Source organism: Geodermatophilus bullaregiensis (assembly GCF_016907675.1).
Taxonomy (GTDB): domain Bacteria; phylum Actinomycetota; class Actinomycetes; order Mycobacteriales; family Geodermatophilaceae; genus Geodermatophilus; species Geodermatophilus bullaregiensis.
In genome coordinates, this window is sequence record NZ_JAFBCJ010000001.1 from 4,879,037 (window position 1) to 4,904,734 (window position 25,698).

The window sequence follows — 25,698 nt, forward strand, 5'->3', positions numbered from 1 at the left end:
CCTCGCCCGCCTGCTCCCCGGAGGCTCCCCTCGTGCCACCCCGCGCCACGGCCGACGCCGCACTCCGGACCGCGTCCGGCGACATCGCACCCGGAGACGTCGAGGAGTACCGGCCCGACCCCCTCCGCTGGCGGGCGCTGTCGGTGACCCTCGTCGTCGGGTTCATGAGCCTGCTCGACGTCAGCATCGTGTCGGTGGCGCTGCCCTCGCTGCAGACCGACCTCGGCGCGACACCGGCCACCGTGCAGTGGGTCGTGTCCGGCTACGCGCTCACCTTCGGGCTGGCGCTGGTGCCGGCCGGCCGGCTCGGCGACGCCTTCGGCCGCCGGCGGCTGTTCCTCGTCGGCCTGGCCGGGTTCGTGGTGTGCAGCGCGGCGGCCGGGGCCGCACCGTCGGTGGGCTGGCTGATCGCCGCCCGGCTCGCGCAGGGGCTGGCCGCCGGGTGCCTCGCGCCGCAGAACTCCGCGTTCATCCAGCAGCTCTTCCGCGGCGCCGAGCGCGGGCGGGCCTTCGGCCTCTTCGGCGCCACGGTGGGCATCTCCACCGCCGTCGGGCCGGTCGCCGGCGGCGCCATCCTCGGCCTGGCGTCGGGCCCGGACGGCTGGCGCTGGCTGTTCTACGTCAACGTGCCGATCGGCGTCGTCGCCTTCCTGCTCGCGCTGCGGCTGCTGCCCCGCGGCGGCTCCGGCGGCCGGGGGCACGTCGACGTCGTCGGGGTGCTGCTGCTCGGCGCCGGTGCGCTGGCGGTGCTGTACCCGCTGGTGCAGGCCGAGGCCGGCGGCCTGTCGCGGCTGTGGTGGCTCTTCTTCGTCGGTGCGGCGCTGCTGGCGGTCTTCGCCACGTGGGAGCGGCGGGTGGTGGCCCGCGACGGGCAGCCGGTGTTCGACCCGCGGCTGGTCACGCAGACCCGCGGCTACGGGATCGGCGCGGCGCTGGGCACCGTCTACTTCGTCGGCTTCAGCGGCATCTGGCTGGTCCTCGCGCTGTTCTTCCAGACCGGCCTGGGCTACACCCCGCTGCAGTCGGGCCTGGCCGTCACGCCGTTCGCGCTCGGCTCGGCGACGGCGGCCGTCGTCGCCGGTCGGCTGGTCGAGCGGTACGGACGGCGGCTGACCGTCCTCGGCCTCACCGGCGTCGTGCTCGGGCTGGCCGCGACCGCCGCCGTGCTGCTGCTGGTGCCGCCGTCGTCGGCCGGCTGGGCGATCGCGCCGGCGCTGCTGCTCGGCGGGATCGGCGGCGGCTTCGTCATCTCGCCCAACATCACGATGACGCTGCGCGAGGTGCCCGTGGCGATGGCCGGGTCGGCCGGCGGTGGCCTGCAGACGGCGCAGCGCTTCGGCGCCTCGGTGGGCACCGCCGCCCTGCCCGGCCTGTTCTACCTGGTGCTCGCCGCGACCGGGGACGACTACCCCGCGGCGGCCGCGGCGGGCCTGGGCGTCTCGGTGCTCGGCGCCCTGGCGGCGCTCGTGCTCGCGATCGTGGACCTGCGCCACGAGCGCCGGGACCGCGAGGCCGCGGCCGACGTCGGGGCCGACGACGACGGGGCCGACCCGCCGCGCGAGCGGCACGGCCCCGACGGCGTGCACGGCCACGGCCACGCGTTCCACCACTAGCTCGCCGCGGACGGCGCCCGGACGGCGGTGCCGATCGGGAGCCCGGGACGGGGGCGCTCGCGGTGTGTGCACGCAGCGTGGACCCGGGGCGGGTCGATCCGCCGTGCGTGCACACGGTGCTGACCTGCGGGGCGCCGTCCGGCCGCGCAGGATCAGGGCATGGCGCAACCGACGGTGGCGGTGCTCGGCGCGGGGACGATGGGCGCCGGGATGGTGACCTCGCTGCGGCGGGCGGGTCTGCCCGTGCGGGTGTGGAACCGCGACACCGTGAAGGCGCGGGCGCTCACGGACACCGGCGCGGAGGCCGCCGCCACGCCGGCCGAGGCGGCGGCGGGCGCCGACGTCGTCCTGACGACGGTGCTCGACGCCGACGCGGCGGTCGACGTCGTCACGCAGGCCGCGCCGGCGGCCGGGACGACGTGGCTGCAGTGCTCGACCGTCGGCGTCGAGGGGGCCGACCGCACGGTGGCGGCCGCCCGTGACCTCGACCTGGTGCTCGTCGACTGCCCGGTCCTCGGGACGAAGGAGCCCGCCGCGAAGGGCGAACTGACGCTGCTGGCCTCCGGCCCGGAGGAGGCCCGCGAGCGGCTGGCCCCGGTGTTCGACGCCCTGGGGTCGACGACCGTCTGGCTGGGCGAGGCCGGGGCGGGCAGCCGGCTGAAGCTGGCCTGCAACTCGTGGCTGTTCATGCTGACCACCGGCGCCGCCCAGGCGATCGCGCTGACCCGCGGCCTCGGCCTGGACCCGCAGCGCTTCCTCGACGCCATCTCCGGCGGCCCGGTCGACTCGCCCTACGCCCACCTCAAGGGCGGCCTGATGATCGCCGGCGACTTCCCGCCGAGCTTCGGCCTGTCCGGTGCGACCAAAGACGCCCGGCTCATCCGCGCGGCCCTGCAGGGCGCCGGCGTCGACGACCGGCTCACCGCCGCGGTGCTGGAGACCATGGAGGCGGCCGGCCGGCGGGAGGACCCCGGCGCCGTCGACATGGCCGCCGTCGTCCGGGGGCTCGAGCAGGACTGAGCCCGCGGCGCCCGGACCGGTGGTGGGCGGCCGGTGCGCGCGCCCCCGATCGCGGGGAGACTCCCGGGAGCGGGCCGGGACGCGGCCCCGGCGGGGGGACGGCGGATGGTCCGGGTGCGGCGGGGACTGAAGCGGTGGCTCGAGGCGACCCGGCCGGTGCCGCGGCTCAAGGCGGCCGCCCTGGCCCGCCGGTGGGCCGAGCTGCCGGAGTCGGCGCGCACGCCCGCCCAGCTGGTCGGCCGGCACGCGGTCGGCTGCGAGGGCACCCACGGCGTCTTCCCGAGGTGCGACCTCACCTGCTCGCCCTGCTACCACTCCGCCGACGCCAACAAGGTGCGCGTCGACGGCGAGCACACCGTGGCCCAGGTGGAGGCGCAGATGGCCCTGCTCGAGGAGCTGCGCGGCCCGCACGGGCACGCCCAGCTCATCGGGGGCGAGGTCAGCCTGCTCGACCCCGACGCGCACGCCGCGGCGCTGCTGGCCATGCGCCGGCACGGCCGCGAGCCGATGAGCATGACCCACGGAGACTTCACCGAGGACTACCTGCGCCGGCTCGTGCTCGCCCCCGACGGGCGGCCGCGGCTCCCGCGGGTCTCCTTCGCCGCCCACATGGACTCGCTCATGCGCGGGCGTCGCGGGCTGCCCCGGCCGCGCCGCGAGGCCGAGCTCGAGCCCTTCCGCCGGGCCTTCGTCGAGATGTTCCGCCGGCTGCGGGCCGAGCACGGCGTGCGCTCCTACCTGGCGCACAACATGACCGTCACCCCGAGCAACCTCGGCCAGGTCGCCGAGGTCGCGGCCACGACCGCGCCGCTGGGCTACGACATGCTCTCCTTCCAGCCCGCCGCCTTCGTCGGCGACCGGCGCCGCTGGAAGGAGGGCTTCCGCGAGCACACCGACGACGATGTCTGGGCCGAGGTCGAGCGCGGCATGGGCACCCGGCTGCCCTGGCGGGCGCTGCAGATGGGCGACCCGCGCTGCAACCGGACCGCGTGGGGCTGGCTGGTCGGCGGCCGGTTCGTGCCGGTGCTCGACGACACCGACCCCCGCGACCTCGCCGTCCGCGACGCCTTCCTCGCCCGCTTCGGTGGGCTGCAGCTCACCGGCACCCCGCCGGCGGTACTGGTGCCCCGGCTGCTGCGCGCCGTCGGCGGCAACCTCGCCGTCCTGCCGGCGGCCCTGGGCTGGCTGCGCCGCGCGCTGCGCCGCTCCGGCGGGGTGCGCGGCCTGGCCGCCGCGCGCGGGCGGGTGCGGCCGTTCACCGTGGTCATGCACAGCTTCATGGACGCCGCGCAGGTCGCGCCGGCCTGGGAGCTGATGGAGCGCGGGGTCGTGGCCGACGACCCGGGTGTGCGCGCCACCCAGGAGCGGCTGGGCGCCTGCGTCTACGCCATGGCCCACCCCGAGCAGGGCCGCACGGTGCCCGCCTGCGTGCAGCACTCCGTGCTCGACCCGGACGAGAACCGCGAGCTGCGCCGGCTGCTGCCGCTGGTGGAGGTGCGTCAGCCCGCCGCGGGCTGAGCGACCACCCAGCGCTGGGCCACGGGGAGCACCAGCCCGACGGCGGCGCCGGCCGGCGGGGCCAGCCCCGGCCCGGCCTCGGCGGCCAGCGTCCCGGCGGCGGTGGCCACCTCCACCAGCGACCGCGCGCCCCGCGGGGCGACCCGGCCGACCGTGCCCGTCGCGTCGGCGGCCGGGTCGCCGGCGGCCACCAGGCCGACCGCCTCCTGGCGGACGACCAGCACGGCGGGGCCGGGCGGGGGAGCGCACGGCAGGGCCAGCCGCCCGAGCGCCGAGACGTGCGCGCCGCCCTCGACCCGGCCGGGCACCTCGACCAGCCCGCCGAGGAAGCGGTGCACGGCCAGCGACGCCGGCCGGGTGTGCAGCGCCTCGGCCGTGTCGTGCTGGGCGATCCGCCCGTCGAGCAGCACCGCGACGGTGTCGGCGACCGCGGCGGCCTCCTGCCGGTCGTGGGTCACCAGCAGCACGGTGGGGGAGACGGCGGAGCGCAGGTCGGCCAGCAGCCGGTGCATGTCGGCGCGGACGCCGGGGTCCAGGGCGCTGAACGGCTCGTCGAGCAGCAGCACCGCGGGCGCGGCCGCCAGCGCCCGGGCGAGGGCGACCCGCTGCTCCTGACCGCCGCTGAGCGTGGCCGGGCGCCGTCCGGCCAGGTCGCCGAGCCCCACCAGGTCCAGGTGGCCGGCCGCCTCGGCCCGGGCGGCGCGGCGCCGGCGTCCGGCGACGGCGAGCGGGAAGGCGACGTTGTCGAGCACCGACAGGTGCGGGAACAGCCGCGGCCGCTGGCCGACCATCGCCGTGCCGCGCCGCTCGGGTGCCAGCCCGGTGAGGTCGCGGCCGCCGGCGGTGACGCGGCCGGCGTCGGGGGTGTCCAGGCCGGCCACCAGCCGCAGCACGGTGCTCTTGCCGGTGCCGGAGGGCCCGAGCAGGGCGACGCAGCCGCCGGCCGGGACGGTGAGGTCGACGCCGTCGAGCACGACCGCGCCGCCGAACTCCCGGCGCAGGCCCGCCACGCGCAGCTCCGCGCTCACCGGGCGCCCCGGCGGGCCAGCAGCGCGGTCGCGAGCAGCAGCGCCAGCGGCGGCAGGACGGCGGCCAGCGACACCGCGGCGACGACGGCGTCGTTGCCCGTGGCCGACGACAGGGCGCCGACCAGCATCGGCAGCGTGACCAGCCGGCCGCCGCCGACCACCAGCGTCACCACGTAGTCGCTCCAGCCGACGAGGAAGGCGAGGAACGCCGCGGTGGCCAGCGCCGGGGCGAGCAGCGGCAGGTGCACCCGCAGCAGCACCGCCCGCGGACCGGCGCCGAGGGTGCGCGCCTCCTCCTCCATGCCGATGTCGTGCCCGGCGTAGGCCGCCCGCATGACGAAGACCGTGTAGGGCACCGCCGAGACGGCGAGCACCACCACCAGCCCCACCCCGGCCGGGACGCCGAGCCGCAGCGCGAGCGTGGTCAGCCCCATCACCACCGCGAACGGCGGGACGGCGACCGGCGCGAGCAGGAGCGCCTCCACGACCCGGCGCGCGGGGACGCGGTGCAGCGCGAGCGCCCGGCCGGCCATGGCGCCGGCCGGGGTGGCCAGCGCGGCCACCGCGAGCCCGAGCAGCACCGAGCGCCCGAGCGCGGGCAGCGCGCCCTGGTCGAGCGCCTGCCGCCAGCCGGTGACGCCCCAGTCGGTGGGCAGCGCGGCCGGGTAGGACCAGCGGTCGGCGGCCGCCCAGAGCAGCAGCGGCACCAGGGGGAGTGCGAACCAGGCCAGGAGCAGCGCCACCCGGGGGGCGACGCCGGCCCGCTGCCGCGCCGGCGCGACCCGGCTCACGCGGCTGCCCGGCGGGCGGTGCGCGCCAGCAGCGCGGCGGTGAGCACCAGGCCGGCCAGCGCGAGCACGGTGGTGACGACGGCGACGGCCAGCGCCTGCTCGCGGCGCGCCAGGTCGACGTCGGTGAACAGCCGGTGGGCCAGCACCGGCAGCGGCTCCGGGGAACTGCGGCCGAGCAGCCAGGCGACGTCGTAGGAGCCGAGCACGTAGGCGAAGCCGACCCCGCCGGCGCCGATCGCGGCCGGCGCGGCCAGCGGCAGGGCGACCCGGCGCAGGCGCTGCCAGGGCCCGGCGCCGAGGGTCGCCGCGGTCTCGTCGAGCTCGCGCTCCCCGGCGGCCAGCGCGGCGAGGACGACCAGGGCGACGAACGCCGACTCCTTCCACGCGTACTCGGCGACCACGGCGGCCCACCACGGGCCCGCGACCAGCGGCGGGAACTGCCCGGGGGTGACCGACAGCGTGCGCGCGGCCAGCCCCGAGTCGGCCAGCAGCAGGCCGACGGCGGCGGCGCCGACCAGGTGCGGGACCGGCACGGTCGCCGCCGCGGCCGCGCGCAGCAGCCGCCCGCCGAGCCGGGTGGTGCGGGCCAGCAGCGCGGTCCCGAGCCCGACGGCCAGCGCCAGCGCGGTGCTGGCCGCGGCGATCCCGAGGGACACCCGCAGCCCGTCGAGCAGCGCCCGCCCGCCGGCCAGCTCGCGGTAGGCCGCCAGCGACGGCTCGGGCTCGCCGACCACCGGCAGCAGCCCGGTGCTCTGCAGCACCGCCACGGTCAGGGCGGCACCCAGCACCGCCGCCGTCGGCACGACGGCGGGCAGCAGGAGCAGCAGGGCGCGCGACCGCGGGGCCGGTACCGGCGCCGGCACCTCAGCCGGCGCCGAGGACGTCGCTGCGCCAGCCGTCCTCCAGCGGGCCGACCCAGCCGGCGCCGAGCTCGGGGTCCGCGTCGCGGGAGAGCTCCTCGAACGGCGGCACCGCCTCCGACGACGGCAGCGCGGCGAAGGCGGCCGCGACGTCGCCGGGCAGCCGGTCCGGGGCGAGCACCGGGTACTGCCCCCAGACGGCGGGGTCGGCCTTGGCCAGCTGCTGCTCCGGGGTGAGGGCCAGGTCGGCGACGGCGAGGGCGCCGGCCTGGTCGGCGGCGTTGACCGGCACGGCCAGGAAGCTCGCGTTGCCCAGGGTGCCGCCCTCGAGCGGCAGGACGCGGGTGCCCGCCGGCAGCGCGCCGGAGGCGACCTGCTGGGCCAGCGTCGCCGGCCCGTAGGTCATGGTCACGTCCACCTGGTCACCGGCGTAGAGCTCCTCGAGCGCGGCGAGGTCCTGCGGGTAGGTGTCGCCGGCCCGCCACAGCGAGGGGGCGAGCGCGGCCAGCCGGTCGAACAGCTCCGGGGCGAGCTCGTCGAAGGCCGCCTGGTCGAACTCGGCGGGCACCTCGTCGGGGCCACCGGCGACGGCGTAGAGCGCCTGGCGGAGGAACGCCGAGCCGGTGAAGTCCGGCGGGGCGGGGTAGGTGAAGCGCCCGGGGTTGGCCTCCACCCAGGCGAACAGCTCGGTCATCGACGACGGCGGGTCGGTCACGGCCGCGGAGTCGTAGGCCAGCACGAACTGGGCCTTGTGCCACGGCGCCTCGCAGCCGTCGACCGGCGTCCCGAAGTCGCTGGTCAGCAGCGGGTCCTCCGGGTCGACGTACGCCATCGAGGGCAGCTGGTCGGTCCAGCCGCACAGCCACGCGTCGGCCTGCCGGCCACTGGCGAAGTTCTCGCCGTTGACCCACACCAGGTCGACGCTGCCGTCGTCGGTGCCGGCCTGCAGCTCGGAGAGCACCCGGTTGAGGGCGTCGGCGGTGTCGGTGACCGGCACCCGGCGCAGGGTCACGCCGAGCCCGGCGGCGGCGGGGGCCAGGACGTCGTCGACGTAGGCGTTGCCGAGCTGGTCGCCGCCGTACATCCACAGGTCCACCGTCTGGCCGTCGGCCTCGGCGAGCACCTCGTCCCAGCTGCGGTCGGGCGCGGTGGTCGACGGGCCGCCCGTGGCGCCCGGCCCGGCCGCGCCGGAGCAGGCGGAGGTCACCAGGACGGCGCCCGTCAGGAGGGTGGGCACGCGCAGGTGGCGCCGGCTGCTCGGCACGGGGGCGGCTCCTCGATCAGGGGTCGCGACGGGCAGGCGGCGGGGCGGGCTGCCCGGGAGGATGGCGATCGCGCGAAGGCTGTCACGCAACCCGGTCGCGCGCCAGGCGGAGGAGGCGCTGTGCTCGACGGGACGACCCGGCGGCTCGTGGCGCCGGCGCTGGAGGGCCTCGCCGCGCGGGTGGACCGCCCGGCCGTGACCCCCGACCGCGTGACGCTGCTCGGCCTGGCCCTCGGTCTCGGCTCGGCCGCGGCGGCCACCGGCGCGCTCTGGGTCCCCGCGCTGGCGCTGTGGCTGCTGTCCCGGGTCGCCGACGGCCTCGACGGCGTGCTCGCCCGCCGCCGCGCCCGCGACGGGCAGCCGCTCTCGGCGGCCGGGGGCTACCTCGACATCACCGCCGACTTCCTCGTCTACGGCGCCACCGTGGCCGGCGTCGGGATCGGGTACGGCGGGTCGCTGCTGCCGTTCGTGGCGGTGCTGGTCGCCTACTACCTCAACGGCGCGACGTTCCTCGCCTTCTCCTCCCTGGCCGAGCGGACCGGACGGCGGCTGGACGACGGGCGCTCCCTGTCGTTCCTCGGGGGGCTGGCCGAGGGCACCGAGACCGTGCTGGTGCACTCCCTGTGGCTGCTGCTGCCCGCGCACGCCGGGACGATCGCCTGGGTCTGGGCCGCGGTGGTCGGCGTCAGCGGCCTGCAGCGGATGGTCGCCGGCCACCGCGCGCTGCGCTGACCCCGCGGGCTCGGGCGGGCTCTCGCCCTCGTGACGTCGCGGCGGCGTCAGCGTGACGGGTCCGTCCTCACGACGGCCACCGCGCTCCGCCGGCCCTCGGGGCGGCTAGGCGGAGCCCGTGACCGAGTGGCGCCGGATCGCGTGCCGGGCCAGCTCCCGCGCGGCGGGCACCGGGTCGGGAGCTCCCCGGGCGTAGGCGGCCAGCGTGCCGTCGTAGACCAGCACCAGCTCCGCGACGAGCGCACGGGGGTCGTCGGCGCCGGAAGCGAGAGCCAGCTCGTGCAGCCGGTGGTGCAGCAGGGTGGTGTCGGCCTCGATCCACGCCCGCGCCGGGTGGTCGGCGGCGGGGAGCTCGGCGGCGGCGGCCAGGAAGGCGCAGCCACGGGTGGCGCCCTCCTGCCGGCGGAAGAGGACGAGGGCGTCGAGGACGGAGAGCAGCCGGTCGACGGGGTCCTCGGCCCCAGCGAGGACGGCGTCCCAGGTGGCGCGCCAGCGGTGGTGCCGACGCTCGAGGTAGGCGGCGACCAGGCCGTCCTTGCCGGCGAAGTGGGCGTAGAGCGTGGCCGGGGACGCGCCGGCCAGCTGCAGCACCGCGTCGACGCCGGTGGCCGCGATCCCGCGGGCGTAGAAGAGCCGGTCGGCGGCCTCCAGCAGCCGTTCGCGCGCGGGTGTCGTCGTGCGATCCGCCGCCACCCGACTACTGTAACGATCGACTCACCATAACGATCGTTACGGCCGTGGAGGTACCTCGGATGGAGCAGGTCGAGCGGCGGGCCGGGTCGCTGGTGGCGGCGGGCACCGGGGTCATCGCGGTCACCTACGGCCTGGTCCGGTTCGGCTACGGGCTCCACCTGCCCGCCTTCACCGCCGAGTTCGCCCTGCCCGGCACGGTGGCGGGCGCCGTCGCCGCGGGCAGCTTCGCCGGGTACTGCGCCGCCGCGCTGCTGGCCCAGTGGCTGGTCTCCCGGGGCCGTCCCCGCCTCACCCTCTGGACGGCGTGCGCCCTCGCGACGGTCGGGGCGCTGGGAACGGCCGCCGCCTGGTCTGCCACGAGCCTGGCCGTCGGCGTGGTCGTCGCCGGCAGCGCGGCCGGCGCGGCGTCCCCGGCACTGGTCGCCGCGGTGGCCGCCACCGTCCGCGCGCCGGCTGCCGACCGCGCCCAGGCGGTCGTGAACAGCGGCACCGGCGGAGGAGTCGTCGTCGGCGGTCTGCTGGCCGCCGCCCTGTCCGGCCAGTGGCGCCTGCTGTGGGTGGGCTTCGCGGTGGCCGCCGTGGTGGTGACCTGGTGGGCCGACCGGCGCACCACGTGGCCGACCGGGCCGGCGGCGCCGCGAGCGGACGCCTCCCGGCTGCGGACCGATCTGGCGGCCCTGCGTCCGTCGCTGGTCGCAGCCCTGCTGGCCGGCGCGGGCAGCGCGGCCGTGTGGACCTTCGGGCGCGACCTGCTGGCCACCACCGGCGGCCTGCCCGCGGTCACCACCGCGTTGCTGTGGTCCGTGCTCGGTGGCGCCGGCATCCTGGGCGCCGCCAGCGGTGACCTCGTGCACCGCCTCGGTCCGCGCCGGGCGTGGGCCGCCACCGCCGTCGTGATGGCCGCCGCGACGGCCGTCCTCGTCGTCCTGCCCGGCCTCGTGCTGCCGGCCGCCGTCGCGCTGGCCGCGTTCGGCGGCAGTTACGTCGCCATGAGCGGCGTCCTCATCGTCTGCGCCACCCGCGTCACCCCGCACCGCGCGGCCGGGTCCACGGCGATCCTGTTCGTCGCCCTCACCGCCGGCCAGGCCCTCGGGGCCGCCGCCCTCGGCGCCCTGGCCGACGTCACCTCCCTCGCCACCGGCTTCCTGGGCGCCGCCGCCCTGGTCCTGCTGAGCACCGTCGCCGCCGCACGCCAGAGCGGCCACCCCGTCGCGGCACCCGCCGGGGCGAGCCGCCGGACGATCCGGGTGCGGTGAGCGACGAGGCGGCACCGGGCACCGGTGCCCCCGACGGGGACCGCGCCGCTCACCCGGGCCCGTTGACGCGAGTCGCGGTGGCCCGGTAGCCGCCGCCGGGCCACTCCCACCGCCCGTCGACGGTGCCGGCGCGCCGGTCGATCGTGCCGCTGAAGCGCGCCGGGGAGCCCCGGGACCCGTGCCAGATCGTGAGGTCGTCGCCGTCGATCTCCCAGAAGTACTCGAGGGCGAACGAGCAGAACGGACCCGGCCCCTCGTCGCTGAAGAGCATCGAGCGCAGCGTCTGCTGGGCGTGGTCGTAGCCGATGTACTCGGCGCCCGCGTGCTCGTCGCCGTCCGTCCTGGTCTCCTGCACGAGGAAGTGGCCGCCCGGCATCCAGCGCCGGGTCACCGTGCCGGTGAACGGCGCGCCGCCGTCGAGGTCGCGGCCCTCGAGCCGCCACGTGCCCACCAGGACGTCGAGGTCGCGCAGCCTCGGGTGGGGCTCGGGGGTGCGGGGCCCGCCCGCCTCGTCGGTGTGGTCGTGCTCGGTGGTCACGGCGTCCTCCTCGCGGCGCGGTGTGCGGTGGTCACCTCCTCGGACCCGCCGGACGGGCGGAAGTCATCGCTGCGCCGACCCCGGTCGAGCAGCCGCCGCAGCCGCACCAGCGCGGACGTGGCCGGCCGTGCGCGGGCCAGCCGGGTCCGGACGTCGTCGAGCGCGGCGTTCCACGGGCCGTCGGCGTGCGTCGGGTAGGGGTGCGTGGTCGCGGCCAGGTCGGCGGTGCGCAGCCCCGTGCGGACGGCGAGGGTCAGCTCGGCCAGCACCTCCCCGGCCCGCGGGCCGACGACGGTGGCGCCGACGACCCGCGAGCGCGGACCGAGCGCCAAGCGGGCGAAGCCGTCGGTGCGGCCCTCGGCGACGGCCCGGTCCACCCGGCCGGCGGGCCGCGTGACGGTGCGCGGGGCCGGCTCGCCGTCCGCCCACGTTCGGGCACCGACCGCGGCGACCTCCGGGTCGGTGAAGGTGACCCGGGGGACGGCGGTGGGGTCGACCCGGCGGCGCAGCCCGAGGACGGCGTTGGCCGCGGCGGTGGCGCCGTGCACCCCGGCCGTGTGCGTCCAGTGGGAGACGGCGGTGAGGTCGCCGGCCGCCCAGACGCGCGGGTTGGTGGTGCGCAGCGCGCCGTCGACCCGGACGTACCCGCGGTCGTCGAGGTCGACGCCGGCCGCCGCGGGATCGAGGGCGGCGGTGTCGGGGCGCCGTCCGACCGACACCAGCAGCCGGTCACAGCCCAGCGTGCGCCGCCCGCCGGGACCCTCGACGGTGACGTCGGCGGGGCCGCCGGGCTCGCCGGAGACGGCGGTGACCCGGGTGCCGGTGAGCAGCCGGACGCCGTCGGTCTCCAGGGCGGCGGCGACCAGCGCGGAGGCGTCGGGGTCCTCGCCGGGCAGCACCCGCGGCAGCGCCTCGACCAGCGTGACCTGCGCACCCAGGCGGGCGAACGCCTGGCCGAGCTCGCAGCCGGTGCCGCCGCCGCCCAGGACGACCAGCCGGTGGGGGAGGACGTGGAGGTCCCACACGGTCTCGCTGGTCAGCGGGCCGGCCTCGCGCAGGCCGGGCACCGGCGGCAGGACCGGCCTCCCGCCGGTGGCCAGCAGCGCGGCGCGGAAGGCCGTCGTCCGCCCGTCGAGGTCGAGGGTCCGCGGGCCGGTGAGCCGGGCGGTGCCGCGGACGACGGTGACGCCGGCCGCCTCCAGCGCCTCGCGGGAGTCCTCCGGCTCGATCGTGGCGACGGCCCCCTCCACGTGCGCCATCACCGCGCCGAGGTCGACCCGCACGTCCCCGACGGTCACGCCGAGCCGGGAGGCGGTGCGGGCCTCCGCGGCGCGGGCGGCGGCGGCCAGCAGCGCCTTGCTCGGCACGCACCCGGTCCACAGGCAGTCGCCGCCGGGGCGGTCCCGCTCGGCGAGCAGGACGCGGGCGCCCAGGGCGGCGGCCGTGCGGGCCCCGACCAGGCCGGCGGTCCCGCCGCCGACGACGGCCAGGTCCCAGGTGCGCTCGCGGGCCACGGCTCTCCTCCGGGTCGCACTCGGCGGGCCGCTCCCGGCGAGGACGGCCCCGAACGTCCCACGGCGAGGTGCGGTGCGCAGTCCGGTCGCCGCGACGGCAGGCGCACGACCCCGGTGCCGCCGACCCACCGGCGGGCGCACGGCCGCCGGTCACCGAGGCGTGCCGCGCGAGCACGGCGGGTAGGGCGGCAGCCGTGGCAGACACCCAGGACGGTCCCGAGCTCCTCCCGGTCACCCGCGAGCTGGCGGAGGGGCCCAACTTCGCGGCGATCAGCACGCTGCTGCCCAGCGGGCGCATCCAGACCCAGTACATCTGGGTGGGCACCGACGGCGAGCGGCTCTACGTCAACACCGAGACGGGACGGCGCAAGTTCGAGAACCTCAAGCGCGACGCCCGCGTCACCCTCGCCATCCGCGACGAGGGCAACCCCTACCGCTACGCCGAGGTGCGCGGCCGGGTGGTGGACACGACGACCGGCCCGGAGGCCCGCGCGCAGATCGACGAGCTGTCGCAGAAGTACGACGGCCGGCCCTACCCGGCGGAGAACATCAGGACCGAGCGGGTCACCATCTGGATCGAGCCGGAGCGGCAGACCGCCATGGGCTGAGCCGGCCGCTCAGCCCCCGTACCGGGCGGCGAACTCGCCCGGCGTCATCCCGGTCACCCGCGCGAAGTCGCGGGTCAGGTGCGGCTGGTCGGCGTAGCCGAGGTCCGCGGCGACCTCGGCCACCGTCGTCCTGCGCTCCCGGAGCCGCCCGGCCGCCTCCTGCAGGCGTCGGCGCTGCACCAGCCACTTCGGCGTCAGCCCCAGCCGTCGGTGCACCAGCCGCTGCAGCGCGCGCTCCGACAGCCCGGTCCCGGCGCACAGCTGGTCGACCCGGGTGAGGTCGTGGCGGGACTCGACCAGCGCGACCACCCGGTCGACCAGCACCCCCTCCTCGTCGACCGGCAGGAACCGGCGCAGCACGTCGTCGTAGGCGGCCATGGCCCCGGCGTGCGCGGCGGGGGAGTGCGGGTCGTCCGCCATGGCCGCGCGCACCCGCTCGGTCAGCGCGGCACCGTCGGCGCCCAGCACCTCGCCGACGTCGACCGCCCGGTCGGTGTAGGGCGCCACCGGACCGCCGGCGACCAGCGCGCCGGCCGCGGGGGTGAGCATCACGCCGACCGCCCAGCCCGCACCGCGGAGCGTCGTCGTCGACAGCCCGGACACGACGCCGTAGAAGCGGGCGTAGTCCGGCGTCACGACGACGAGGCAGACCGGGTACTGCAGCACCCGCTGCACCGACTCCTGCCCCGGCGGCACCGACCACACCGGGATCCAGAACCGCTGCACCAGTGCGGCCAGCGGGCCCTCCACCTCGTGCCGGTACATGACGTGCGAGGCGTCGCGCGGGTCGCGCAGGTGCGCGCGCTCGATCGTGTCGCGCCGGTGCGGGGCCGGCCGGGGCGGGCTGTCGGGTTCCATCAAGACGCAGGCTGCCGCACGCGGCCAGGCTGCTGCCATGCCGACCCCGGACACCGCCACCACCACCCCCGTCGCCACCGCCTACACCGCGGCGGTCGAGCCGCTGCTCGCCGTCGCCGACGCCGTGCCCGCCGACCGCTGGGACGCCGCCTCGCCGTGCGAGGGCTGGACCGCCCGCGACGTCGTCGCTCACGTGGTCGACACGCAGCGCGAGTTCCTCACCGGCCGCGGCGTCGACCTCGGACCCGCTCCCGACGTCGCTGCCGACCCGGCCGCGGCGCTGCGCGCGCACGCGGAGCGGGTGCTCGCCGCGGTCGGCGACCCGGTCGTCGCCGACGCGCGCTCCGACGGCTTCTCCGGCCCGACGACGGTGGGGGAGACGCTGGAGCAGTTCTACGTCTGGGACCTGGTCCCGCACCGCTGGGACCTCGCCCGCGCCACGGGGCAGGACGCCGGCCTCACCGACGCCGAGCTCGACCGGCTCGAGGCCGGCGCCCGCAGCTGGGGGGACGCCCTGTACACGGAGGGCATCTGCCGCCCCGGTGTCGAGGTGCCGGACGGCGCCGGCCGCGAGGCGCGGGTGCTGGCCCTGATCGGCCGCCGCGCCTGAACGGCCGCCGCGCCTGAGCCGACGCCGTGCCTGATCGCGCCGCCTCCGGGTAGCCCCCGGGCGTGGACGCCGCGAACGGGCCCCGCGAGGGGCGGCTGGAGCTGCACGACGGCCGGACGCTGGCCTACGCCGAGTGGGGCGACCCCGACGGCTGGCCGGTGCTCGGTTGCCACGGGTCGCCGAGCTCCCGGCTGGAGCACCACGTCGACGACCCCGCCGCCTACCGCCGCTGGGGCGTGCGGCTGATCGTCCCCGACCGGCCCGGTTTCGGGCGGTCCGACCCGCAGCCGGGCCGGCGGGTGACCGACTGGCCGGCCGACGTCGTTGCGCTGCTCGACACCCTCGGCGTCGACCGGTTCGCCGTGCTGAGCCTGTCCGGCGGAGCGGCCTACGCGCTGGCCTGCGCGCACGCCCTGCCCGACCGGGTGCGGGCGGTGGGGGTCCTGGGCGGCGCCCCGCCGCCGGACGTGCCCTGGCCGTGGCCGGGCTGGCTGCCGGGACCCCTGCGGGCGGCCGCGCACCGGCCCTCGCCGGCGGCGACGGCGCTGCTGCGGCCGGTGTTCGCGCCGCTCACCGTCCGCCCGGCGCTGCTGCCGCGCTACCTGCAGGTGCGGCTCAACCCGGCCGACCGCCGGGTCATCGGCCGGCCCGCCGTCCGCCGGGCCCTGGCGGCCACCTTCACCGAGGGGATGCGCCAGGGCTCGGGGGCGCTCGCGGAGGACCGGGCGCTGCTGTTCCGGCCGTGGGGCTTCCCGGTCGGCGAGGTGCGGCAGCCGGTGCACGTCTGGCACGGCACCCAGGACTGGCAGGTGCCGGTGGGCCTCGGCCGCGTGCTGGCCGCGATGCTGCCGCACTGCTCGGCGCACTGGTACGCCGGCGAGGGGCACTTCCTGGTCTTCGACCACGCCCGGGAGGTGTACGGCGCGCTGGCGCCGTGAGCGGGTTCCCCGGACGGCGGAGCGGGTAGCCGCGCGACATGCCTCCCGACCAGCGCGGCAGCACCACCGTGCCGCCCACCTACGTGAACGCCAACCGGGTCTGGGTCGACAGCCGCCTGCGCGACGAGATCGGCCGCCGCGTCGAGGGGCGCATCCTCCAGCGGCTCGGCGCGCGCGGCGCCCGCTGCGTGGAGATCGGCACCGGACGGCGCGGCCTGGGCGCGCGGTGCGCCGTCGAGCAGTTCGGCGCGACGTCGGTGACCGCCGTCGACCTCTTCCCGGCCACGGTGGGGCGGGCGCGGATGGCCTGCGCCGACCTCGCCGACCGGGTCACCTTCCGCGTCGGCGACGCCACCGCGCTGCCGGTGGACGACGGCAGCGTCGACCTCGTCGTCGACTTCCACGCGCTGCACCACATCGCCGACTGGCGGGCCGCGGTCGCCGAGGCCGCGCGGGTGCTGCGGCCCGGCGGGCTGCTGGCGCTGACGGAGATGACCGCCCGCTTCGTGGACGCACCCTGGCTGCGCGCCGTCTCCCGCCACCCCGCCGACCGGTTCGGCACCGACGAGCTGGTCGCCGAGCTGCACCGCGCCGGGTTCGACGTCCCGCCGGGGAAGCTGCGCCGGGCGGCCGGCGACCGGTGGATCCAGGCCGTCGCGACCCGCACGTGAGCCCGGCCGACGCCGTCCGCGCTGCGCTGGCCCTGCTGCGCCGGCACGCCGGCCCCGTCTACGCCGCCTCGCTCGCCGTCACGCTGGTCAACACCGTCCCCGACGTGGCCCGTCAGCTGCTGGTGTACCGCGACCCGAGCCTGCTCGACGCGCTGATGGTCGACGTCGTCGGCTTCACCACCGGCCTGCTCGCGCAGGTCTGGCTCACCGGCGCGTTCACCGAGGTCCCGGTCGGCGGCCGGGTCCGCACGGCCGGTGCCTTCGCGCGGGGCTTCGCGACGGCGCTGCGGGCGGTGCGCACCTCCCCGGCGGCCGTGCTCGCCGGCGTCGTCCTCGGCGGTGGGGTGTCGGCGCTGATCACGCTGCCGCCGTCGGTCGCCGCGCTCGGGGCCGACGGCGTGCTCGGTCCGCTGGACGCGCCGTCGGCGGCGGCGTTCGCCGTCGCCACGGTCAGCGACGTGGTGGCCAGCTGGGTGACGCTGCCGTTCCTCGCGCTGGTGCTCGTGCTGGTCGCCGGTTCGACCAGGCGGTTCGCGGGCAAGGGCCGGGCGTGAGCAGCGGAGAGTGGGACGGGACCCGCAAGACGGCCGGGTCGCTGTCGATCTGGATCGGCACGGCGGCGTTGTTCGCGCCCCGGTGGATCGCCGGCGCGCTGGGGGTGCGGCCCGACGCCGCCGGCGGTGACGTCGCGCTGCCGCTGCTCGTGCGCCTCGGCGCGGCGCGCAACATCGCGATGGGCGCCGCGCTGCTGGTGACGCCGGCGCCGCAGGCCCGGCGCACCACCGAGGTGGCGCTGCTGCTCACCGCCCTCGACGCCGCCGCGGTGTGGACCGCGCACGCCGGGGGCGACGTGGCCAGGCGCAGCGCCGTCCTGTCGGGGATCGTGCTGGCGGTGGCCTCGGCCGGGGCCGTCCGCTGGCACCGCGAGCGGACCTGACCACCCGGCCGGGGCAGCCGCCGAGGCTCACCGCCAGGCGAACACCGGCTGCTCGAGGTGGGCGACCCGGGTTCTCAGCCCCCGGCAGACGACCTGGCAGAACTGGTAGACGACCGCGGCGGTGGGCGCGTGCACCCAGCCGCCGAGCAGCGGCAGGCGGATGACCGGCGCGTCGGACTCCGGGATCGACAGGAACTGCGGCTCGACGTCGAGGTCGGTCAGCGGCACCTCGTAGGCGGCGGCCACCTCGGCCTCGGCCGGCTCCAGCTGCCCGACGTCGCCGGCCCAGACGACGACCGGCGTCATCACGTAGCCCGAGCGGGTCACGTAGTCGTCGAGCAGGCCGAGGACGGCGTCGGGCGCGGGCCGCAGGCCGACCTCCTCGTCGAGCTCGCGCAGGGCGCCCTCGACCGCCGTCTCGCCCGGGTCGAGCCGGCCGCCGGGCAGCGCCCACTGGCCCGCGTGCGATCGCAGCCGCGCCGCCCGCCGGGTGATCAGCAGGGCGGGCACCCCGCCGGTGCAGGTCACGCAGACGGCGACGGCGGCCGCCTTGAGCTCGGGCCGGTCGGCCGCGCGGCGCGGGAGGTCCCGCAGCCGCGCGGCCGCCGTCTCGCGGTCGGCGGTCAGAGCCAGCCGCGCCGGACGCCGAGCCGGCGGACGACCGCGTCGAGCTGGGCGGCCACCGCGGAGACGTCGGTGTCGGAGTGGGACAGGCGCAGCCGGCCGCCGACGTCGCGGCCCTCCGTGAGCAGCCCGCCGCGCCGGTCGACCTCCAGCACGACCTCCACGCCGTGCGGGCCGGCCAGGAAGGTCACCTCGAGCTCGTTGACCCGCCCGCGCAGCGACGCCGGCGGGGCGAACTCGACCTCCTGGTAGAAGGGCAGCTCGCTGCCGGCCAGCCGGCCCTTCTCGACGTCGGCGCCGCGGAAGGCGAAGCCGAGGCCGCCGAGGGCCTGCAGGACCGTGTGCTGCACCGGCAGCGGGACGACGGTGACCGGGTCGAGGTCGCCGGGGTCGACCCCGCCGGGGACGTCGACCTCCGTGCGCAGGCCGATCCGCACCCCGCGCAGCGTCCAGCCGTCGACGGCGGTGAACGGGCACTGCCACGGCACGGGGAAGCTGAACGGGATGGCCGCCTTCGCGCCCGGCTCGATCCGGCCGGCGCCGGCGATCGGTGCGGTGCCGAAGGTGACGTCCTCCCGCCACTCGCTGTCGCCGCTCTCGACCTCGACGGTCGCCTGCAGCGACACCCGGATCTCGTCGACCTCCTGGGCGACGGTCCCGCCGGTGAGGTGCACGGTGCCGGTGACGGTGCCGCCGGGCGTGGTGGTGGGGGTGTCGAGGACGGCGTCGACGGCGGCGTTGCCGGCGCCGAGCTTCGCCATCAGGTTGCGGAAGGCCATGGGGGAACTGCTCCGTTCGGTTCGGGGACGGCGGGCACTCTGGCACCACGTGCGCCGGCAGGGGAGGATTCCGCGCGCGGCGGCTCCGCGCCCGGCAGCACCCGCAGCGCCAGCAGGGCGACGTCGTCGGCCCGCTCGGGCGCCAACCGCGCCAGCAGCGCGTCACAGGTCTCCTCGGCGGTCCGCCCGGCGAGGTCGCCGGCCGCGGCGCGCAGGCGGGCGAGCCCCTCGTCGAGGTCGGCGTCGCGCCGCTCCACCAGCCCGTCGGTGTAGAGGACGACGGTCGTGCCGGGTGGCAGCGTCTCGACGGCGTCGCGCCGCGGCGTCCCCGGGTCGACGCCGAGCAGCAGGTCGGGACGGCGGTCGAGCAGCCGCGGCGGCCCGGTGGGCGGGACGACCAGCGGCGGCAGGTGCCCGGCGCTGGACCAGGTCAGCGTCCGGGCGCCGGCCGGGGAGCCCTCCGGGGCAGGCGCCACGGTCGCGAGGACGGCGGTGACCAAGGTGGTCATCCCCATCGCGGCGAGCGCGCCGTCGAGGACGCCGAGCACCTGGGAGGGCGGGCCCTCGACCGCGTGCGCGACGCCGCGCAGCACGTTGCGCAGCTGGCCCATGACCGCCGCGGCCATCCGGTCGTGGCCGGTGACGTCGCCGATGACGAGCGTGGTCCGCCCGCGGGAGGAGGCGAACGCGTCGTACCAGTCGCCCCCGACCTCGGCCTCGCGGGCCGCCGGGCGGTAGCGGACGGCGATCTGCAGGCCGGGCGGACGCGGCGGCTCGGTGAGCATCGAGCGCTGCAGGCTCTCGGCCAGGCTCCGGGTGGCCGAGGCCCGGCGCCGCTCCTCCTCGAGGCGGGTGACCCGGTCCAGCGCCTGGGCGGCCTGGGCGGCGAAGGCCTCCAGCACGCCGACGTCGCCCTCGCCGAAGGACCGGGGCGCCGACCAGCCGAGGGTCAGCGAGCCCAGCGACCGGCTCCCGGTCCGCAGCGGCAGCGCCGCCCACGCCGCCAGGCCGGGCGCCGGGGGCGGCTGCGCGCCGGCGTCCCCCACCAGCACCGCGCGGCCACGGGCGGCGACCGCCGCGGGGTGCTGGCCGTCGGCGGGGACGCTGCGGCCCACCGCCGCGCCGTCCTCGGTGAGGACGAGGTCGCCGGTGCGCGGCTCGGGCAGGGCGAGGGCGAGGGAGTCGGCGCGGAACGCGGCACGGCCGCGCTCGACCAGGCGGGCGACCAGCTCGGCGCGGGTCTCGGCGGAGGCGAGCGCCGAGACCGTCGCGGCCAGCCCGGCCAGCGCCCGCGCCGTCCGCCGCTGCCGCTCGCCGAGCGCCCGGAGCTCGGCGTTGGCCTCCGCCAGCTCGCGGGTGCGGGACAGCAGGTCGGCCTCGACCTCGGCGGCCCGGCGCTGGCCGCGGTCGGCCTCGCCGCGCAGCTGCACGTAGTCGGTGATGTCGTCGGAGCGGTGCAGCAGGAGCACCACGCGGCCGGCGTCGTCGAGCACGGGGACGTTCACCGGACTCCAGTAGCGCTCGGCCCAGGTGCCGTCGCGCAGCGGGATGTCGTACTTCTGGATCGCCATCGTCACCGGCCGGCCGGTGTCCCGGGCGAGCTCGAGCGACGCCTCGAGGTTGCGCAGCCCGTCGGCGGACGGGTCGTCGGGCCGCATGGGGAAGACGTCGAAGAGGTGCCGGCCGACCGTGGCCTCCAGCGTGGTCGCGGTCGCCTCCAGCCGTGCCCGGTTCGCGTGCACGATCACCAGGTCGGGGGTCAGCAGCAGGAACGGGGCCGGGGCGACGTCGAAGACGCGCGCCCAGTCCGGAGCCGGCAGGTCCTGTTCCACCGACCCTCGGTGCCCACGCGCGCGGGACCGGACACGCCGGAGATAGTTGGACGTCCTAGTAGTTCGGGCCTACCGTGGGCGCATGGCATCCGCGGAGCTGCACGTGCCCGTCCACCCCGTCCGGTTCGTCACCGCGGCGAGCCTCTTCGACGGCCACGACGCGGCGATCAACGTGATGCGGCGGCTGCTGCAGAGCCAGGGCGCGGAGGTGGTGCACCTCGGGCACGACCGCAGCGTCGACGCCGTCGTCCGGGCCGCGCTGGAGGAGGACGTGCAGGGGGTGGCGATCTCCTCCTACCAGGGCGGGCACGTCGAGTACTTCGGCTACCTGGTGGACCGGCTCCAGCAGGTCGGCGCCGGGCACGTGCGGGTGTTCGGCGGCGGCGGGGGCGTGATCGTGCCCGAGGAGATCGCCGCGCTGCGTGAGAGGGGCGTGCGCATCTTCAGCCCGGAGGACGGCGCCCGCCTCGGGCTGCCCGGGATGATCAACGAGCTCGTCCGCACCTGTGACGTCGACCTGGCGACCGAGCGCCCCGACGTCGACGCGCTGCTCACCGGCGACCCGCGCGCGCTGGCGCGGGCGATCACCGTGCTCGAGGCCGGCGCCGACGACGAGCTGGCCGCCCGCGTGCGCGAGGCCGCCGCCGCGCGCACCGTGCCGGTCCTCGGCATCACCGGCACCGGCGGCTCGGGCAAGTCCTCGCTCACCGACGAGCTGCTGCGCCGGCTGCGCCGCGACCAGGAGGACAAGCTGCGGGTCGCGGTCGTCGCGATCGACCCCAGCCGCCGCCGCGGCGGCGGGGCGCTGCTGGGCGACCGCATCCGGATGAACGCGCTGGAGAGCGGCGAGGGCTCGCACACCTTCTTCCGGTCGATGGCCACCCGCACCGCCGGGGCGCAGGTGCCCGAGCACCTCGACGACGTGCTGGCCGCGGTGCGGGCCGCCGGCTTCGACCTGGTGGTCGTGGAGACGCCGGGCATCGGGCAGGGCGACGCGGCGATCGTGCCGTTCAGCGACGTCTCGCTCTACGTCATGACGCCGGAGTTCGGCGCCGCGTCGCAGCTCGAGAAGATCGACATGCTCGACCTCGCCGACGTGGTCGCGATCAACAAGTTCGAGCGGCGCGGCGCCGAGGACGCCCGCCGCGACGTCGCCCGGCAGATGGTCCGCAACCGCGAGGCGTTCGGGCAGCCGTGGGAGTCGATGCCGGTGTTCGGCACCAGCGCCGCCCGGTTCGACGACGACGGCGTCACCGCGCTCTACCAGCACCTGCTCGGCCTGCTGACCGGGAAGGGGCTGCCGGCCGGGGCCGGCGTGCTGCCGCGGGTCGACGTGCGCGCCTCGACCGGGCTGACCAGCGTCGTCCCGTCGTCGCGGGCGCGGTACCTGGCCGACGTCGCCGACGCCGTCCGCGCCCACCACCGGGTGACCGAGGAGCAGGCCGCGCTCGTCCGGCGCCGCCAGCACCTGACCACCGCGGCCGAGGTGCTGGACGGGGACGCGGCCGACGCGGCGCGGGCGGCCGCCGGGGCCGCCGACTCCGGGCTGCTGCCCGAGGTGCGCTCGCTGCTGGAGGAGTGGCCGGCGCGGGTGGAGCAGTACTCCGGCGACGAGTACGTCTACACGGTGCGCGGCAGGGAGGTCCGCACGCCGCTGAAGCGCCAGACGCTCAGCGGCACGGAGGTGCCGCGGGTGGCGCTGCCCCGCACGCAGGACGAGGCCGAGCTGCTGCGCTTCCTGCGCCGGGAGAACCTGCCGGGCGCGTTCCCGTACACGGCCGGCGTCTTCCCGTTCAAGCGGGCCGGCGAGGCGCCGGCGCGGATGTTCGCCGGCGAGGGCGACGCGTTCCGCACCAACCGGCGGTTCCGGGTGCTGTCGGCGGGCAACGAGGCGACCCGGCTGTCGACGGCGTTCGACTCGGTGACCCTCTACGGCCGCGACCCCGACCCGCGGCCCGACGTCTACGGCAAGGTCGGCACCTCGGGCGTCTCGATCGCCACGCTCGACGACATGCGGGTGCTCTACGACGGCTTCGACCTGTGCTCCCCGACGACGTCGGTGTCGATGACCATCAACGGGCCGGCGCCGGCGATCCTCGCCATGTTCATGAACACCGCGATCGAGCAGCGGCTGGACGCCTTCCGCGCCGACGAGGGCCGCGAGCCCGACGAGGCCGAGGCCGAGGAGATCCGCGCCTGGGTGCTGTCGACCGTCCGCGGCACGGTGCAGGCCGACATCCTCAAGGAGGACCAGGGCCAGAACACCTGCATCTTCTCCACGGAGTTCGCGCTGCGGTGCATGGCCGACATCCAGGAGTGGTTCATCGAGCACCGGGTGCGCAACTTCTACTCGGTGTCGATCTCCGGCTACCACATCGCCGAGGCGGGGGCGAACCCCATCAGCCAGCTGGCGTTCACGCTGGCCAACGGGTTCACCTACGTCGAGGCCTACCTGGCCCGCGGCATGGCGATCGACGACTTCGCGCCCAACCTGAGCTTCTTCTTCTCCAACGGCATGGACGCCGAGTACACCGTCATCGGCCGGGTGGCCCGCCGGATCTGGGCGGTGGCGATGCGCGACCGCTACGGCGCGAACCCGCGCTCGCAGCAGCTGAAGTACCACGTGCAGACGTCGGGCCGGTCGCTGCACGCGCAGGAGATGGACTTCAACGACATCCGCACCACCCTGCAGGCGCTGTGCGCGATCTACGACAACGCCAACAGCCTGCACACCAACGCCTACGACGAGGCGGTCACGACGCCGTCGGAGCACTCGGTGCGCCGGGCGCTGGCCATCCAGATGATCATCGACAGGGAGTGGGGGCTGGCCGGCAACGAGAACCCGCTGCAGGGCTCGGCCGTCGTCGACGAGCTCACCGACCTGGTCGAGGAGGCGGTGCTGGCCGAGTTCGACCGGATCGCCGAGCGCGGCGGCGTGCTGGGCGCGATGGAGACCGGCTACCAGCGCGGCAAGATCCAGGACGAGTCGATGCTCTACGAGCACCGCAAGCACGACGGCTCGCTGCCCATCGTCGGCGTCAACACCTTCCTCGACCCACACCGCGACGAGGCCCCGCCGAGGACGGTGGAGCTGGCCCGCGCCACCGAGGCGGAGAAGCGGTCGCAGCTGCAGCGGCTGGCCGACTTCCAGGCGCGGCACGCCGACGAGGCCCCGGCCGCGCTGGCCCGGCTGCAGGAGGCGGCGACGTCGGGCGGCAACGTGTTCGCCGCGCTGATGGACGCCGTCCGCTCGTGCTCGCTCGGCCAGATCTCCGACGCGTTCTTCGAGGTGGGCGGCCAGTACCGCCGCAACGTGTGAAGGACCCCGCTGCCCCCCACCACCCGCTCCGCTCGCGGCGGGGCCCTGCAGCGGGGCCGTTCCGGCACGTCACCACAGACGACCTGGGGACGCCGGTCGAGCTCCCGCGGCCGCCGCGGCGGGTGGTGTCGCTGGTCCCGTCGCTCACCGAGGCGCTGGCGGTCACCGTGCCCGACCGGCTGGTGGGCGCCACCGACTGGTGCACCTCCCCGGCCGGCCTCGACGTGGCCCGGGTGCGGGGGACGAAGAACCCCGACCGTGCGGCGATCGCGGCGCTGGCGCCGGACCTCGTCGTCTGCAACCGGGAGGAGAACCGGCGGCTGGACGTCGACCGGCTGCGCGCGGCGGGCGTGCCGGTCTGGGTCACGGTGATCGAGACGGTGGACGAGGCGCTGGCCTCGTTGCGCCGGCTGTTCGGCGAGGTGCTCGACGCGGGGGAGCCGGGCTGGCTGACGGCGGCGGCTCGCGAGTGGGCGCGTCCGGTGCCGGCGCCGCCGATGCGCTGCGCCGTACCGATCTGGCGGGACCCGTGGATGGTGGTCGGCCCGCGCACCTTCACCGGCGACGTGCTGGCCCGGCTCGGGCTGGTCAACGTCTTCGCCGCGGGGGAGGACCGCTACCCGCACGTGGCGGTCGACGACGTCCTGGCCGCGGCACCCGACGTCGTGCTGCTGCCCGACGAGCCCTACCGGTTCACCGCCGCCGACGGCCCCGAGGCGTTCCCCGGCGTCCGGTCGGTGCTGGTGTCCGGCCGGGCGCTGACCTGGTACGGCCCCTCGCTGGCCACCGCCCGCGCCGACCTGCTGGCTGCCCTCGGCCGCTGACCGCGGCGCCCCGCGCCGACGACGTTCGCCGAGGGCGCGTTCCGGGAACCGGTGTGCGCCCCCAGCGCACACCGTCGGCGTGGCCCGGTCCTACCGGACCCGGCGGTAGGTGAGCGCGAGGTCGTCCTCCCAGGTGGTCCCGTCGCGGGAGAGCCGGCCGCGGACCGTGATCGTGTCGCCGTCGTCGCCGAACGTGCCGGTGGACCGCTGGGAGAAGCCGGGGTCGTCGCGCCAGGTCCGCCACTCGCCCGGGCCCGCGCTCACCGAGTACAGCCGGTGGACGCCGCGGGAGTCGTAGTAGTGCATCGACAGCCGTTCGTCGACGACGCCGATGACGGCGAGCGCGTCGGGGACCTCGGGGTGCTCGGAGTGCGAGCGCCAGACGAGGAAGTGCTCGCCCTCCAGCCACGCGAACACGGCCCGCCCGCGGATCGCCTCACCGGGCAGCAGGGGGTGCGTGCCCTCCGTCGTCCACTCGCCCGTGAGCGCCCGCAGGTGCTGCAGCTGGGCCGCCGGTGTCCCGTCCATCACGCCTCCTGCACCCTCGCCCGAGGGGTGGACGTCCCGGCGGGCCCGCGGTCGTCCGCGCCCGCTCGGCGTCCCGGCTGCACGCCCGCGAGGAAGCTCTCGACGATCGCCGTCCAGCGCGCGCGGGCCTCGTCGTCCGCCTCGGGGGGCGGCACGCCGATTTGCGTCGCCACGAGCGACGCCGGTCCGATGCGCGAGTCGGTCGCCATGCCCGGGGATCCTGCTGCACCTCGGGCGCGGGGTCGAGGACGTGCCCGCGCCCCGGCGGACAGCGCGGACAGCGCGGACGAGGTGTCACTCCAGGTGCACATCCCGTCACGATTCGAGAACGACCGGTCCGTCG

General features: G+C 77.3%; 26 protein-coding genes. 13 read left to right on the forward strand and 13 right to left on the reverse strand.

All coding sequences use genetic code 11. The annotated features are described in order from the left end of the window. Positions 1 to 32: 32 nt before the first annotated feature. The 3 genes from JOD57_RS27125 to JOD57_RS23450 all read left to right on the forward strand — a co-directional run bounded on the left by JOD57_RS27125 (position 33) and on the right by JOD57_RS23450 (position 4,151). On the forward strand, positions 33 to 1,613 hold the full coding sequence (locus JOD57_RS27125; RefSeq protein WP_204694221.1) for an MFS transporter: 1,581 nt from the start codon (positions 33 to 35) through the stop codon (positions 1,611 to 1,613). 159 nt (positions 1,614 to 1,772) lie between these two features. After that, positions 1,773 to 2,633: an NAD(P)-dependent oxidoreductase gene (locus JOD57_RS23445; protein ID WP_204694222.1), complete on the forward strand. Its 861-nt coding sequence runs from the start codon at positions 1,773 to 1,775 to the stop codon at positions 2,631 to 2,633. 105 nt (positions 2,634 to 2,738) lie between these two features. Beyond that, the gene (locus JOD57_RS23450; RefSeq protein ID WP_372440284.1) at positions 2,739 to 4,151 is read left to right on the forward strand and encodes a radical SAM domain-containing protein; all 1,413 of its coding nucleotides are present in this window, start codon (positions 2,739 to 2,741) and stop codon (positions 4,149 to 4,151) included. Here the strand turns inward: JOD57_RS23450 and JOD57_RS23455 are convergent. Genes JOD57_RS23455 through JOD57_RS23470 form a run of 4 tightly spaced genes read right to left on the reverse strand, consistent with a single transcriptional unit; the run spans position 4,133 to position 8,094 of the window. After that, a complete protein-coding gene (locus JOD57_RS23455; RefSeq protein WP_204694224.1) occupies positions 4,133 to 5,179 on the reverse strand; it encodes an ABC transporter ATP-binding protein in 1,047 nt (348 codons plus the stop codon). The genes JOD57_RS23450 and JOD57_RS23455 overlap by 19 nt on opposite strands. Continuing rightward, a complete protein-coding gene (locus JOD57_RS23460; RefSeq protein ID WP_307824890.1) occupies positions 5,176 to 5,970 on the reverse strand; it encodes an ABC transporter permease in 795 nt (264 codons plus the stop codon). Before JOD57_RS23460 ends, JOD57_RS23455 begins: the two co-directional genes overlap by 4 nt. Beyond that, on the reverse strand, positions 5,967 to 6,833 hold the full coding sequence (locus JOD57_RS23465; protein ID WP_307824891.1) for an ABC transporter permease subunit: 867 nt from the start codon (positions 6,831 to 6,833) through the stop codon (positions 5,967 to 5,969). The genes JOD57_RS23460 and JOD57_RS23465 overlap by 4 nt, the downstream gene beginning before the upstream one ends. Before the next feature lies 1 nt (position 6,834). Next, positions 6,835 to 8,094 carry an ABC transporter substrate-binding protein gene (locus tag JOD57_RS23470; RefSeq protein ID WP_307824892.1) on the reverse strand — a complete coding sequence of 420 codons (1,260 nt, stop codon included), beginning with the start codon at positions 8,092 to 8,094 and terminating at the stop codon, positions 6,835 to 6,837. A 120-nt stretch (positions 8,095 to 8,214) separates the two neighbouring features. Here JOD57_RS23470 and JOD57_RS23475 point away from each other — a divergent pair, with 120 nt between their 5' ends. Next, positions 8,215 to 8,826, forward strand: a complete 612-nt coding sequence (locus JOD57_RS23475) for a CDP-alcohol phosphatidyltransferase family protein (protein ID WP_204694225.1) — start codon at positions 8,215 to 8,217, stop codon at positions 8,824 to 8,826. Positions 8,827 to 8,931: 105 nt separating this feature from the next. On the opposite strand, the gene JOD57_RS23480 is transcribed toward JOD57_RS23475, so the two are convergent. Beyond that, positions 8,932 to 9,519 carry a TetR/AcrR family transcriptional regulator gene (locus tag JOD57_RS23480; RefSeq protein ID WP_204694226.1) on the reverse strand — a complete coding sequence of 196 codons (588 nt, stop codon included), beginning with the start codon at positions 9,517 to 9,519 and terminating at the stop codon, positions 8,932 to 8,934. 44 nt (positions 9,520 to 9,563) lie between these two features. Here JOD57_RS23480 and JOD57_RS23485 point away from each other — a divergent pair, with 44 nt between their 5' ends. After that, positions 9,564 to 10,775, forward strand: a complete 1,212-nt coding sequence (locus tag JOD57_RS23485) for an MFS transporter (protein ID WP_204694227.1) — start codon at positions 9,564 to 9,566, stop codon at positions 10,773 to 10,775. A gap of 49 nt (positions 10,776 to 10,824) precedes the next feature. On the opposite strand, the gene JOD57_RS23490 is transcribed toward JOD57_RS23485, so the two are convergent. Next, on the reverse strand, positions 10,825 to 11,313 hold the full coding sequence (locus tag JOD57_RS23490) for a DUF1579 family protein (protein ID WP_204694228.1): 489 nt from the start codon (positions 11,311 to 11,313) through the stop codon (positions 10,825 to 10,827). Beyond that, positions 11,310 to 12,827, reverse strand: a complete 1,518-nt coding sequence (locus JOD57_RS23495) for a dihydrolipoyl dehydrogenase family protein (RefSeq protein WP_204694229.1) — start codon at positions 12,825 to 12,827, stop codon at positions 11,310 to 11,312. Before JOD57_RS23495 ends, JOD57_RS23490 begins: the two co-directional genes overlap by 4 nt. 194 nt (positions 12,828 to 13,021) lie before the next feature. Between JOD57_RS23495 and JOD57_RS23500 the strand changes: the two genes are divergently transcribed. Beyond that, a complete protein-coding gene (locus JOD57_RS23500) occupies positions 13,022 to 13,435 on the forward strand; it encodes a PPOX class F420-dependent oxidoreductase (RefSeq protein WP_204694230.1) in 414 nt (137 codons plus the stop codon). A 9-nt stretch (positions 13,436 to 13,444) separates the two neighbouring features. Here the strand turns inward: JOD57_RS23500 and JOD57_RS23505 are convergent, their stop codons facing one another. Then, complete coding sequence (locus tag JOD57_RS23505; protein WP_204694231.1) at positions 13,445 to 14,293, reverse strand: helix-turn-helix domain-containing protein; 849 nt, start codon at positions 14,291 to 14,293, stop codon at positions 13,445 to 13,447. A 37-nt stretch (positions 14,294 to 14,330) separates the two neighbouring features. On the opposite strand from JOD57_RS23505, the gene JOD57_RS23510 reads away from it, so the two are divergent. From JOD57_RS23510 to JOD57_RS23530, 5 genes are all read left to right on the forward strand, one after another. Then, on the forward strand, positions 14,331 to 14,903 hold the full coding sequence (locus JOD57_RS23510) for a TIGR03086 family metal-binding protein (protein WP_204694232.1): 573 nt from the start codon (positions 14,331 to 14,333) through the stop codon (positions 14,901 to 14,903). 62 nt (positions 14,904 to 14,965) lie between these two features. After that, positions 14,966 to 15,841: an alpha/beta fold hydrolase gene (locus JOD57_RS23515; protein WP_204694233.1), complete on the forward strand. Its 876-nt coding sequence runs from the start codon at positions 14,966 to 14,968 to the stop codon at positions 15,839 to 15,841. A 38-nt stretch (positions 15,842 to 15,879) separates the two neighbouring features. After that, positions 15,880 to 16,512, forward strand: a complete 633-nt coding sequence (locus JOD57_RS23520) for a class I SAM-dependent methyltransferase (RefSeq protein ID WP_204694234.1) — start codon at positions 15,880 to 15,882, stop codon at positions 16,510 to 16,512. After that, positions 16,509 to 17,066, forward strand: a complete 558-nt coding sequence (locus JOD57_RS23525) for a hypothetical protein (protein WP_204694235.1) — start codon at positions 16,509 to 16,511, stop codon at positions 17,064 to 17,066. Before JOD57_RS23520 ends, JOD57_RS23525 begins: the two co-directional genes overlap by 4 nt. Beyond that, positions 17,063 to 17,449, forward strand: coding sequence for a hypothetical protein (locus JOD57_RS23530; protein WP_204694236.1), 387 nt, complete (start codon positions 17,063 to 17,065; stop codon positions 17,447 to 17,449). Before JOD57_RS23525 ends, JOD57_RS23530 begins: the two co-directional genes overlap by 4 nt. Positions 17,450 to 17,476: 27 nt before the next feature. Here the strand turns inward: JOD57_RS23530 and JOD57_RS23535 are convergent, their stop codons facing one another. The 3 genes from JOD57_RS23535 to JOD57_RS23545 are packed head-to-tail and all read right to left on the reverse strand — an operon-like array spanning position 17,477 to position 20,684. Then, positions 17,477 to 18,082 (reverse strand): NUDIX hydrolase, encoded by a 606-nt coding sequence (locus JOD57_RS23535; protein WP_307824949.1) that lies wholly within the window; start codon positions 18,080 to 18,082, stop codon positions 17,477 to 17,479. Further along, positions 18,073 to 18,852 (reverse strand): sporulation protein, encoded by a 780-nt coding sequence (locus JOD57_RS23540; protein ID WP_204694237.1) that lies wholly within the window; start codon positions 18,850 to 18,852, stop codon positions 18,073 to 18,075. The genes JOD57_RS23535 and JOD57_RS23540 overlap by 10 nt, the downstream gene beginning before the upstream one ends. Continuing rightward, entirely contained in the window at positions 18,834 to 20,684 is a 1,851-nt protein-coding gene (locus tag JOD57_RS23545) for a SpoIIE family protein phosphatase (protein WP_204694238.1), read from the reverse strand. The genes JOD57_RS23540 and JOD57_RS23545 overlap by 19 nt, the downstream gene beginning before the upstream one ends. An 82-nt stretch (positions 20,685 to 20,766) precedes the next feature. Between JOD57_RS23545 and icmF the strand changes: the two genes are divergently transcribed. Together icmF and JOD57_RS23555 are read left to right on the forward strand one after the other, a co-directional pair. After that, positions 20,767 to 24,003 carry a fused isobutyryl-CoA mutase/GTPase IcmF gene (icmF, locus tag JOD57_RS23550; RefSeq protein ID WP_204694239.1) on the forward strand — a complete coding sequence of 1,079 codons (3,237 nt, stop codon included), beginning with the start codon at positions 20,767 to 20,769 and terminating at the stop codon, positions 24,001 to 24,003. Further along, positions 24,000 to 24,827: a helical backbone metal receptor gene (locus JOD57_RS23555; protein ID WP_307824893.1), complete on the forward strand. Its 828-nt coding sequence runs from the start codon at positions 24,000 to 24,002 to the stop codon at positions 24,825 to 24,827. Before icmF ends, JOD57_RS23555 begins: the two co-directional genes overlap by 4 nt. Before the next feature lie 90 nt (positions 24,828 to 24,917). On the opposite strand, the gene JOD57_RS23560 is transcribed toward JOD57_RS23555, so the two are convergent. Both JOD57_RS23560 and JOD57_RS23565 read right to left on the reverse strand, forming a co-directional pair. Next, positions 24,918 to 25,355 carry a hypothetical protein gene (locus tag JOD57_RS23560; RefSeq protein ID WP_204694240.1) on the reverse strand — a complete coding sequence of 146 codons (438 nt, stop codon included), beginning with the start codon at positions 25,353 to 25,355 and terminating at the stop codon, positions 24,918 to 24,920. Then, entirely contained in the window at positions 25,355 to 25,564 is a 210-nt protein-coding gene (locus JOD57_RS23565) for a hypothetical protein (RefSeq protein ID WP_204694241.1), read from the reverse strand. The genes JOD57_RS23560 and JOD57_RS23565 overlap by 1 nt, the downstream gene beginning before the upstream one ends. Positions 25,565 to 25,698: the final 134 nt, after the last annotated feature.